The organism is Microbacterium sp. TNHR37B (genome assembly GCF_001620065.1).
Lineage (GTDB): Bacteria > Actinomycetota > Actinomycetes > Actinomycetales > Microbacteriaceae > Microbacterium.
Window position 1 is genome coordinate 1,056,746 of the sequence record NZ_LQGV01000003.1, and the last position, 10,996, is coordinate 1,067,741.

Annotated in this window: 11 protein-coding genes; 4 read left to right on the forward strand and 7 right to left on the reverse strand. The window is 72.2% G+C overall.

The window, feature by feature from the left end; translation table 11 throughout:
* Positions 1-12 precede the first annotated feature (12 nt).
* The 3 genes from AVP41_RS12910 (at position 13) to AVP41_RS12920 (ending at position 1,832) form a co-directional block, all read left to right on the forward strand.
* The gene (locus AVP41_RS12910; RefSeq protein ID WP_005049577.1) at positions 13-291 is read left to right on the forward strand and encodes a YHS domain-containing protein; all 279 of its coding nucleotides are present in this window, start codon (positions 13-15) and stop codon (positions 289-291) included.
* A gap of 30 nt (positions 292-321) precedes the next feature.
* Positions 322-939: a hypothetical protein gene (locus AVP41_RS12915; RefSeq protein WP_067165095.1), complete on the forward strand. Its 618-nt coding sequence runs from the start codon at positions 322-324 to the stop codon at positions 937-939.
* A gap of 272 nt (positions 940-1,211) precedes the next feature.
* Positions 1,212-1,832: an alpha/beta fold hydrolase gene (locus AVP41_RS12920; RefSeq protein WP_197464332.1), complete on the forward strand. Its 621-nt coding sequence runs from the start codon at positions 1,212-1,214 to the stop codon at positions 1,830-1,832.
* A gap of 28 nt (positions 1,833-1,860) precedes the next feature.
* Here AVP41_RS12920 and lnt read toward each other — a convergent pair whose 3' ends face one another.
* From lnt to AVP41_RS12935, 3 genes are all read right to left on the reverse strand, one after another.
* The gene (lnt, locus tag AVP41_RS12925) at positions 1,861-3,468 is read right to left on the reverse strand and encodes an apolipoprotein N-acyltransferase (protein ID WP_157532490.1); all 1,608 of its coding nucleotides are present in this window, start codon (positions 3,466-3,468) and stop codon (positions 1,861-1,863) included.
* The gene (locus AVP41_RS12930; RefSeq protein ID WP_060960843.1) at positions 3,465-4,484 is read right to left on the reverse strand and encodes a flavin-containing monooxygenase; all 1,020 of its coding nucleotides are present in this window, start codon (positions 4,482-4,484) and stop codon (positions 3,465-3,467) included. Before AVP41_RS12930 ends, lnt begins: the two co-directional genes overlap by 4 nt.
* 258 nt (positions 4,485-4,742) lie before the next feature.
* The gene (locus AVP41_RS12935; RefSeq protein WP_036286063.1) at positions 4,743-5,189 is read right to left on the reverse strand and encodes a hypothetical protein; all 447 of its coding nucleotides are present in this window, start codon (positions 5,187-5,189) and stop codon (positions 4,743-4,745) included.
* A gap of 424 nt (positions 5,190-5,613) precedes the next feature.
* Between AVP41_RS12935 and AVP41_RS12945 the strand changes: the two genes are divergently transcribed.
* Positions 5,614-7,527 (forward strand): DUF4396 domain-containing protein, encoded by a 1,914-nt coding sequence (locus AVP41_RS12945; RefSeq protein ID WP_067165101.1) that lies wholly within the window; start codon positions 5,614-5,616, stop codon positions 7,525-7,527.
* A gap of 183 nt (positions 7,528-7,710) precedes the next feature.
* Here AVP41_RS12945 and AVP41_RS12950 read toward each other — a convergent pair whose 3' ends face one another.
* The 4 genes from AVP41_RS12950 to AVP41_RS12965 all read right to left on the reverse strand — a co-directional run bounded on the left by AVP41_RS12950 (position 7,711) and on the right by AVP41_RS12965 (position 10,974).
* Positions 7,711-8,994 (reverse strand): hypothetical protein, encoded by a 1,284-nt coding sequence (locus AVP41_RS12950; RefSeq protein ID WP_157532491.1) that lies wholly within the window; start codon positions 8,992-8,994, stop codon positions 7,711-7,713.
* 326 nt (positions 8,995-9,320) lie between these two features.
* Positions 9,321-10,049 carry a cytochrome c biogenesis CcdA family protein gene (locus AVP41_RS12955; protein WP_045245724.1) on the reverse strand — a complete coding sequence of 243 codons (729 nt, stop codon included), beginning with the start codon at positions 10,047-10,049 and terminating at the stop codon, positions 9,321-9,323.
* A complete protein-coding gene (locus tag AVP41_RS12960) occupies positions 10,049-10,678 on the reverse strand; it encodes a TlpA family protein disulfide reductase (RefSeq protein ID WP_067165107.1) in 630 nt (209 codons plus the stop codon). Before AVP41_RS12960 ends, AVP41_RS12955 begins: the two co-directional genes overlap by 1 nt.
* Before the next feature lie 20 nt (positions 10,679-10,698).
* Positions 10,699-10,974, reverse strand: a complete 276-nt coding sequence (locus AVP41_RS12965; RefSeq protein WP_067165110.1) for a hypothetical protein — start codon at positions 10,972-10,974, stop codon at positions 10,699-10,701.
* Positions 10,975-10,996: the final 22 nt, after the last annotated feature.

The window sequence follows — 10,996 nt, forward strand, 5'->3', positions numbered from 1 at the left end:
AGGAGACACACCATGTCCCACGACCACGACCACTCCGGGCACGACCACACGCACGGGCACGACCATGGAGGACACGAGCATGGTGCGCACGAGCATCACCATCACGAGCCGCCGGCGGGGGCGACGAACCTGGTGACCTGTCCGGTGATGCCCGGCAACCAGGTCGACCCGGCCTGGGCCGAGCAGCGCGGCCTGTTCCGCGACTACCAGGGCAGCCGGTACTGGTTCTGCTGCGCCGAGTGCGGGCCGCTGTTCGACGCCGACCCGGCCCGCTACGCGCACGCCGCCTGACCGGCCAGATAACCCGGTCGGAGATAGAGGGTGGACACGGCGGTCGCGCTGGTGCAGGCGTACCTGCGGGTCAACGGCTACTTCACCGTCGCCGAATACCCCGTGCTGGACGCCACCGGTCCCGGCGGTCCCCGCACCATCACCGACCTGGACATCCTCGCCGTACGGCTGCACCGCGCACCGGGAGCGTCCGGGACCGTCGACGCACCGCTGGACCCGGCCCTGGGTGCCGGGGGCGGAGCGGACATGATCGTCGGCGAGGTCAAGGAAGGCCGCCCGCACCCCAACCCGGCGATGCGGGACCCGGCCGTGCTGGAAGCCGCGTTCACCCGGTTCGGGTGCTGCGCCCCGACCGATGCCGCCCGGCTGGTCGCCGAACTGCTGGGAACGGGACGGACGGTGGCGCCGGAAGGGCGCACGATCCGCACGGTCGTGTTCGGCAACCCCACCTCCCCGCCCGGGGCGGGGGCGCCGTGGCACACCGTCCCGTTCGCCCGGGTGCTGCGCTACCTCGAAGACCACCTGAGCGCGCACTGGGGCATCCTCGGCCGCACCCAGATCAAGGACGACACCCTCGCCCTGCTGGCCCTGCGGGAGAAGGCCCACCGCGCCGCGACCGGCGCCTCCCGCCAGGGCACGGACCGGTAGGGCGGGTCATGGCGGGGGAGCGTGTGCACACGCAGGGGGAGCCGGTGTGGGTGCGCACCCGTGGCGGGCGCGCACCCTATGCGATGGTGCTGCCGGGCCCCGCCGGGGCCCCGGGTGCCGACGGTGGTGTTCGAGGCGGGATCGGCGGCGACCCGCTCCACCTGGGCGTCGGTGCAGACCCGGGTCGCCGCGTTCACGCGGGCCGTGGTGTATGACCGGGCGGGGCTGGGTCGGTCCGTCCCGGATAGTGCACAGGGCGCACCCTGGACCGGATGGCCGACGACCTGAACGATCTGCTGGACGGCCTCGAGCCGAGCAGCGGGTTCGTGCAGGTGGGGCATTCCGCGGGCGGCCCGATGGTGCGGCTGGCCGCGTCCCGCCGCCCGGACCGGGTGGCCGGGCTGGTGCTGGTGGATCCGACCGATGAGGCAGCGGACCTCCTGTTCGGTATGCGGTTCCGGGTCGGGGAGAAGATCGTGATCGCCGTGGAGTGGGTGCTGGCCCGGGTGGGGATGCTGGAGCGGTTCTTCCGGTTCCTCGGGGAGGGGATGCCCGAGGATGTGCGGGCCGATCTTCACCGGGAGGCGTTCCGGCCCGCGGTGGTGGTCACCCAGGGTCGGCAAGCGCGCACCTTCCTCACCGAGCTGCACGCCTGGCAGGGCGACCCGCCGGCGCTGCCCGATGTCCCGGTCACCGTCATCTCCGGCAGTCTCGCGGACGGGATGCCGCGACGGGTCCGGGATGCCGCGACCGCCGCCGGGCGGTATCGGGCCGCACAGTCCCGGCAGGGCCGGCACGTGGTCGCTGCCCGCTCCGGCCACTACATCCCCGCCACAGAACCAGATCTGATCGCTGCGGAGATCCGCCGCCTCGTCCTCCCACCCGCAGGATAACCCCGGGTTGTCTGGCGGGCATGCCTAGTCAGGCCACAGCAGGGGTGCGCCGCCGCCAGGCGATCGCGCCGGTGAGGGCGAGACCACCCAGCCCACCCCACAAGGTGACAGCGGAGACGCCTTGCCCGATGAGGACGGCGGGGGTGATGCCGGTGCGCAGGTCGGTGTCGGCGATCAGCGCCCCGGCCTGTCCGGCGGGCAGACCGGTGAGGGTGCTGCCGTCGGGGCGGATGATCTGGCTGGTGCCGACGGTGGAGACGTTCACCACGGTACGGCCGGTCTCCACCGCGCGGATTCTGGCGACCGCGAGCTGCTGCAGGTTCTCGTCCGTGCCGCGGAAGTCGGCGTTGTTGGTCTGGAACACCAGCAGCTCCGCACCGGCGGTGATGCTCTCGGCGATGACCTCGTCGTAGATCACGTCGAAGCAGATCGCCAACCCCACCGGCACACCGCCGACGGTGACCAGCGGCACGTCCGTGCCGTGCGCGTAGTCGCGTTGCAGCAGCCCGACCAGGTCGGGGGCGAGCAGGGTGTAGAACGCCCGGTCGGGCACGTACTCGCCGAACGGCACCGGGTGGCGTTTCGCGTGCGTCTGCACCTGCTCCCGCTGCGGCGTGGCACCGGTGGTGGCCGGGTCCCACAGGAACGACGTGTTGTAGATGTTGCCGCCCGCCGTGGTGGCCGCGTTCGCCAGCAGCGGGGCACCTGCCCGGGTGCTGATGCCGGTGAGATACTCGGCCAGCCACGGGGTCTGGAACGGGTCAGCATCCAGCCCTTCCGGCCACACCACCAGATCCACATCCGCGTCGAGCACCGGGCCGGTCGCGTCCCCCTGCGCCCGGGCGATCGCCCCCACGGTGCGCTGGTCGAAGTACCCGGACGGGCCGTTGCCTTGCACCGCCCCGACCCGCATCGTCCCGGCCGGTGTGGTGGGAAACGCCGGGACCAGGACCAGCATCAGGGTGGTGACGGCGGGTACGGCGGCGGGGAACGGGCGACGCCACCGGCCGGTCCGGATGGCTTCGATCGCGGCGGCGACGGTGAAGACCATCAGGAAGGTGAGCCCGCTCACCCCGACCCAGGACACCGTCTGAACGAGGGGGCTGTCGGCTTGGGTGATCCCGAGCCGCGCCCACGGCAGCCCCCCGTACGGCCAGGCGCCCAGCAGCACCTCCCGGCCCGTCCACAACGCGGCCACCAGGCCCGGCAGCAGGAGCAGGCGTCCGACCGGGCCGGGGGCGGCGCGCGGCACCCACCGGTAGGCGAGTGCCAGCGGGATGATCCCGACCGCGGTCAGGGTCCCTTCCACCACGGTCAGTGCCGCCCACGGCACCGGCCCGAGATACCGGGTCGTCCAGGACACCAGCAGCCCGAAGAACAGCAACCCGAACACCGCCCCGACCGCCACCGCCCCCCACACGCTCCGGCCGATCAGGGCGAGAAGCAGCAGCCCGGTCGCGGCGAACGCGGCCGGCCAGAATCCCACCTCCGGGTAGGCGAGATCCATCAGCACCGCCGCGGCTGCCGCGACCGGCAACGCCATCGCCAATGGCATCACCGCCCGGGCGCGGCGGTTCGGCGGGGTGGGTTGGGGGCGTCCGTGCGGGTCCTGGAGGGTCGTCGGGGTGGCGGTCATGGCCGGTCCGCGATGGTGCGGGCGATTACGGCGGCGTCCCGGGACACCCCGGCGAGGGTGTCCGCTCCGGGGCGGCTGTGGGCGGGGATCCCGGCGACGAACAAGCCCGGCAGCCCGGTCATCGCCGGGCGGGACCGGGCTGCGGTCGCCTCGGCGGGGAGCCAGTCCTCGCCGGGGTCGTACCCGGTGGCGAGGATTACCGAGTCCGGGGCGAGGGTGCTGCCATCGGCGAACGTGACCTGCCCGCCGTCCGCGCCGGTCACCGCCGGGGCGACCGCCACACCCGCGTGACGCAGCGCATGGTAGCTGTCGCCGAACACCGGCTGCACGGCGGGTGGGCGACCCAGCCAGGACGAGCCTGCCCGGGCGTGGACGGGGAAGGTACGGGCGGGTCGGTGCGGGCGCCGGGTGCGGACCGCGAGGGTGACCTCGTGGGAGGTGGATAGCTCTCGCGCCAGCTGCACGCCGCTGTTTCCGCCGCCGACGATCAGCACCCGCCCGGTGGGCACCTGCCGGGGGAATTGGTAGTGGGCGCTGTGCAGCACCACCCCGGGCACCCGCAGCTGCTGCGCCCACGCAGGGATGCGGGGGTGGGTGGCGGCGCCGGTCGCGCACACCACGTTGCGGGTCTGCACGTCGCCCTCTGCGGTCTGCAGCTGCAGCACCGACCCGTGACCGACGCGTTCCACCCCGACCACACGCAACCCCCAGAACGGGTCCACCCCCAGGGTGTGCTGCACCTGGTCCAGGTAGTTCGCGATCTCATCCGCCCGCGGGTGCTCGTGCGGGTCCACCGGTAGAGGCCGGACTGGCAGCGTGCTGTGGCGGGCGTCGGATAGCAGCCGCATCGAATGCCACCGGGACGCCCAACTGCGTTGCCGGTCCGTGGCGGCGTCGACGACCACGAACTCCTGCTGCGGCCGGAACCCCAACCCGATCAGCGCGGCGGCCACCGCGAGCCCGGCCTGCCCGGCCCCGACGATGATCGCCCGCCGATGCGTCAACCCCGACCGCATCACCACCCCCTCCCCGCAGAAGAGGGCCGGGGCGGGAATGGACGGAGGATGATCGCGCCGGCGCCGCGGCGGGACGGGGCCGAGCGGGGCCGGGTGGGCGGCGGTGACCGGCCGCAGCCGTCGGCACCGGACCGGCGAAGGGGGCCGCCGTGATACGGGTCGTCAAGACATTCTCCAAACCTAGAAATCGGCATCACACAGCGCCCGCACACGGGCGGGCGGGAAGACGCCGCCCATGGGTGGGCGGCATGCCGGATCTCAGGTTCGGGAAATCGACAACAGCAGCAGTGAGGGCGCGGCCGGACGCCGCGACACGGGCACCGGCACCAGCAGCGGCGCGCGCACCGGACGGGATACCCGCAGTATCCGCAGCCGGCCCTGGAGCCGGGAAGCCGTCACGGCCGCCAGTACCAGCAGCGTGCACACCACCCCGATCAGGCACCCCCACGCCCCGGACGCATCGACGGACACCCCCGCAGAGGACGACGCCGTCCGGCCCTCCACCGGTGCCCCCGAGTCTGGGGTAGAGCCGGTCGCGACGGGGGAGCCCGCACTGGTGTCGGCGTGCGCGTCAGCCGTGGTGTGGGAGGTGGTCCAGCCGCCGATGATGAGCACAAGTGCCAGGCCCAGGATGGTCAGCAGCCGCCCCGACCACCACCCCGCCGCGATGACCCGGTCGGGCCGGGATCGGGGGTCGCGGGGCATAGTCCCTCACTGTACCAATCCGACCTTTGCGTCTCCCGGATCTCGCCCGGCCGCAGGCCTTCCACGCCTTCGCCGACAGAGCAGCCACATCGCGTCCACCGGCACGTCGTTCTCGATTATCGGCGAACGACGTCCGTCTCCTGAGCGGAAGGATCAGTGCCCTCGGGGTGCCGTGGTGTCGGTCAAGGCGGGCAGCAGGATCGCCGTGACGCCGTCGGGGTCGAGTCTGCCGGTGCGGACTTCTTCGGCGGCGCCGTTGAGGACGGCACGGGTCGCTGAACTCCGCCGCGATCGTCTCGGCTGCGTCAGGTTCGCCCCACCGGGCACGTGCACCCGTCGGCACCCGAGGCGGCGCCGATTGAAAGAATACCTATAGGGGGTATAAGGTGTGGGGGAGTCGTGTGCGAGGGAGAGGCGGGCGAGGTTGATTCAACCGATCGACTATTTCCTGGTCGCCTGGTTCGTGCTGGTCGCGATCAGCACGATCTGGGTCGGGGTGGACCAGTTCCGTCACAACCCGGAGCCGGCGGTGATGAAGTGGGGCTTCATCCTGGTCACCCTCTACCTGGGGCCGATCGGGGCGCTGCTGTATGTGCTCGCGGACAAGGAGCCACGGCCGGGAGAGCATGAGGAGTTCACCCGGCCGCTGTGGAAGCAGGGCATCGGCTCGACCATCCACTGCGTCGCGGGCGATGCCACCGGCATCATCGTCGCCGCCGTCGTCGTCGCGTCGCTGGGCCTGCCGATGTGGCTGGATCTGATCATCGAGTACGCCGCCGGGTTCGCGTTCGGGTTGTTCGTGTTCCAGGCCCTGTTCATGAAGAACATGATGGGCGGCAGCTACTGGCAGAACGTGCGCCGCTCGTTCCTGCCCGAGTTCATCAGCATGAACTTGATGATGGCGGGCATGGCGCCGGTGATGTCGCTGCTGATGATGGGCCGCGACATGCGGGCCATGCTGCCCACCGAGTTGCTGTTCTGGGCGGTGATGAGTTTCGGGATCGCGGTCGGGTTCGTGCTCGCTTACCCCGTGAACGTGTGGATGGTGAAGAAGGGCCTCAAGCACGGTCTGATGACCGTCCGCCCCCAGCCCGCCACCCACCCCCAGGAGCATGACGCGCACGCGCAGCACAGCCCGCGGCCGGAGGCGCACGCCGGCCACGACCAGGCGGCGGGCGGTGCGTCGTCGCCGGGGTCGGGGCATGAGGCGCACCAGCCTTCTGGCGCCGGAGCGGTGACCGTGCCGCAGCTGACCGTGGTCGGCGCGTTCTCCGCGATCGCGCTCGTGGTCGGGATGGTCGCCCCCGCGAACGCCGTCAACATGACTCTCAGCGCGCACGACGTCGGTGGGCTGATCATGCCGCCCGGGATGATCATGACCCGTGACACCCCCGCCGAGGCGATGCGGGACATGGCCGCCGTCGACCCGCGGGCCGCGACCGCCGCGTACGACGTGGACACCCGCGGTGATGAGGTGCTGGAACCTGCCCGCGTCGAGGACGGGGTGAGGGTGTTCGAGCTGACCGTGTCGCAGATCCGCTGGGAGATCCTCCCCGGCGTCACCGTCGACGCGTACGCGTACAACGGGCAGATCCCGGGGCCTCGGCTGCAGGTCACCCAGGGCGACCGGATCCGCATCGACGTGACCAACGAGCTCGACGAGTCCACGACCGTGCACTGGCACGGCCTGGACGTGCCCAACGAGATGGACGGGCCCGCCGGGATCACCCAGGATCCCATCCAACCCGGCGACACCTACCGGTACGAGTACACGGTGAAGCAGTGGGGCACGTTCTTCTACCACTCCCACGATCACGCCGACCGGCAGCAGGCCCTCGGCCTGTACGGGGCGCTGATCATCGACCCCGCCGACCCTGGCCTGCAGCCGCCTGCCGATCGCGAGTACACGATCCAGCTGCAGGAGTGGCTGTCCCGGGAGGGGCTGACCTATCCGGCGATGCCGATGGAAGGGGGCATGCCGAACTACTTCACCATCAACGGGAAGGCGTACCCGGCCACCGAGACCATCGACATGAAGGTGGGGGAGACCCTCCGGGTGCGGTTCATCGGCTCGAACACCAACGACATCCACCCGATGCACATCCACGGCGGCCCGTTCACCGTCGTCGCCCGCGACGGGGCGGCCCTCACCACGGCGCAGCAGTTCCAGGCCGACACGATCAACGTCGGGCCGGGACAACGCTACGACGTGCTCTGGAACGCGCTCGAGCCCGGCCAGTGGCTCATCCACTGCCACATCAACCACCACACCACCAACAACAACGCCGAAACCGACGGCGCTGGCGGCCTGACCATGATCATCAACGTCACCGAATAACCCCACGAACCGAAGAACCGCCGCCGTTGTGGTCGCCGTTGCCGCGTCGAGTCACGTCCGCGCCCTCCGGCAGCACAGCAGGCGGATGCCAGGGGTGCCCAGCTCATCGTGCCCGACCGTTTCGGTTGCCGGAGGCCGAGATCGCCCGCCCGCCCGCAACGGGGCGCGGTGACCTCGCCGTGGTCAGGTGGTCGCGGGAGGGAGGACGCGTCGGCGGCGGGCGACGGTGACGGCCGCGGCGACCGTGAGCGCCGCCGAGACGGCGAGGAGCACGGCGCCGAGGAGGATCTGCCCCGGTGGCGGGGTGGCGGCAGTGACGGGCTGGTAGAGGTTGCGCTGCTGGCTCTGCGGGCCGGTGAGTTGCTGACCGACCGGCACCCACACCTCGAGGGTGCGTTCGCCGGTGGCGAACTGGGCGTACACGAACCACAGCCCCGGTGACGGCAGCGCCAGTTCCCCGGTGAAGGTGCCGGGAGGCGGGGTGCCGGGTTGCGCGCGCAGCGGCGCGGTGAGGTCCTCTTCGGCGCGGCGGGCGACCAACCGGGTCGGGGTGAGGTCGGTGTCGTCGGTGAGGCGGATGCCGGTGATGGTGACGGTCAGCTGCCCGGTGCCGTCGCCGGTGACTGTCATCTGTGCGGTGCCGTAGGCGGTGCCCTGGCCGGGGTCGTGCGCCTGCGCGGGTGGCGGCGGGGCGAGGGCGACCAGCAGAAGGGTGAGGGCCGCGGCCGCGGCCCCGGATCGGAGTCGAGTCCCCGGCCGCACGGTGAGGGCGATCATGCTGACGATGATCACCGTGGTGGTGCCGACGGCGGACCAGGCGACGGGGGTGGGTGGGACGCTGCTGATCCCGGTCCCGGAGGCCAGCAGTTGCAGGGTGGTCACGGCGAGGGCGGCCACCGGCCACCGCCACAGGGGGACGGGCAAGGCCAGCAGGAAGAGCCCGGCCACCGCGACCGGCAGGTCGGGGGCGAGCCACCCCGCGCTGGTGAGCAGCACCCACAGCACCACCCGGAACACCAGGTACCCGGCGACGACGAGGACGATGCGGGTGCGGCCGGGGACCAGGGCGGTGATCACCCATGCCGCGCCGGGCGTGGTCGCCAGCAGCAGCGGCAGGTACAGGGTCTCGGTGAACTGGGGCACGTCGGTGTCGTATTCCATCACGATGATCAGTGCCGCCCCCAGCACGCCTGCGGCCAGGGCGATCCGCGGCGGAGCGGGCACGAGCCGGTCGGTGCCGGTGAGCAGGCCGATCAGCACGCACAGGGTGCCGATCACCGATAGCAGGTGCGGGGGCGACCAGAGCACCGCGTCACGCCCGAACGCGGTGCGCCAGAACGCGTCGGCGGGCGCGGCCGCCGCGGTCGCGCCCGCCGCGGCGACCGCGAGGGCGAACCCGGGAGTGCGGAACACGGCGGCCACGGAGGGGGTGGCGGCTAGCCGCCGCCACCCCCACCCGGCGATCAAGACCCCGACGGTGAGGATCGACGCATACAGCAGCAGGTGCGGGGGGATGAAGGTGCTGTCCCGGCCGAGGGTGGTGTGCCAGGAGTCGTCCCAGTACGCCGACCCGACCCCGGCGGCCGCGGCGGCGGCAGCGACTCAGACGCCCCCGCCCCCCAGCGCCGGGGAGCCGCGGGCCGGGTCCGGCTCGGACGGGATGGGGGCGCGGTCACGGGTGCCGTGTGGTCGCATGGTCTGTCCTTTCTCTGATGCGGAGGGAGCCGGTCGCTGCGGTCGGCGTTGCCGGGCGGCGTGCCCGCCCGGGGTGCCCGTCCTGGCGGTCGGTCGTGTTAGAGGGGGAGCACGGTGGCTCCGATGAGGTTCTGGATGCTGGAGATGAGGAGTGACCAGGCTCCGCTGATCATCGCGATGCCGGTGGCGATCATGAGGACCCCGCCGGTGATGTTGATGGTGCGGATGTGGCGGCGCAGGAACGCGATGCTTCCGGTAGCCCAGTTCAGGCCGGCCGCAGCGGCGATGAAGGGCAGCCCCAGACCGAGGCAGTAGGTGACGGCGAGGAGGGCGCCGCGGGCGGGGTTGCCGGTGGTGAGGCTGAGGGCGGAGATCGCGGCGAGGGTGGGGCCCAGGCACGGGGTCCAGCCGAGCCCGAACGCGATGCCGAGCAGGGGAGCTCCGGCCAGCCCGCTGGGTGGGTGGATGGCGGGTTTCGCGGTGCGTTGGAAGAGCCGGAACACGCCGAGGAACACGAGCCCCATCAGCAGGACCACGATCCCGAGGATGCGGGTGAGGAGATCTTGCCAGCGGATGAGCCAGGCCCCCAGGGCGCCGAACGCGGCCCCGTAGCCGATGAACAGGACGGAGAAGCCGAGGGTGAACAGCCCGGTCCCGGCCAGCGCCCGCCACCGGGAGACCCCCGCGGTGGTGGTGGTGCCGGTGAGGTAGCCGAGGTAGCCGGGCACGAGGGGGAGCACGCAGGGGGAGGCGAAGGACACCAGCCCGGCGAGGAGGGCGAGGGGGAGGGCGGCCCAGATGCTGCCGGCGGTGATGATCTCCCCCATCAGGGGCTCGTCTCGGCGAGGACGGTGTCGATGAGGGCGGCGAGGGTGGTGCGGGTGGGGAGTTGCCCGATGATGCGGGCGGCCATCCGACCGGTGCGGTCCAGGACGATGGTGGTGGGCACGGCGCCGGGGGCGGCTTTCCCGGCGAACGCTGCTTGCACGGTGCCGGTGGTGGCGTCCAGGATCGACGGGTAGGTGATGCCGAACTGGTTCTCGAACGCGGCGGCGGTGTCGGCGCTGTCGCGCACGTTGACGCCGATGAACACGACACCGTCGGGCTGGTAGGTCTGGGCGAGGGCTTCCAGGTCCGGCGCTTCGGCACGGCAGGGCGGGCAGGCGGCGTACCAGAAGTTCACCACGACGACCGAGCCCGCCCACGCGGTGGAATCCGCCTGCTCCCCGGTGTCGGTGGTGCCGGTGAAGGCGACCGGGTCGTCACGCCGGTCGGCGGGGATCTCCCGCACGGTCTCGTCCGCGGACAGATACCCCGGGGACGGGGAGGAAGACAACAGGCCGGGCGTCTGGGCGGTGCACCCGGCCAGGAGCAGGGCGAGCACGCCGAGCACGGCGACCGCGGCGGCGGTGACGGCGCGGCGGGGTGGGCGTGTCAGGGCGGTGGGGGTGCGCATGCGGGGATCACTCCGGTCGGTCAGGTGTTCGTGCTCTTGCTGCTGGGGCGGCGGCGGCCGGCGAGGATCGCGCCGGTGATCAGCAGCAGCGCCCCGGTCGGGTACCCGGCGACCAGGTCGAGCCAGCCGGGGGGCTGGCCGGGGCCGAACACTTCCAGGTGCGCGAGCCAGTGGATGATCGCGACGATCGCGCCGGCGGCCATCAGGGCCTGGCCGACCCGGACGAGCAGTCGGTGTCGCCGCCAGGCGCGTTGCGGGTCCTCAGCCGGGGCGGGTCGGGGGGTGGTGCGGGTCATGAGCGGGGTCCTTTCGCAGGGG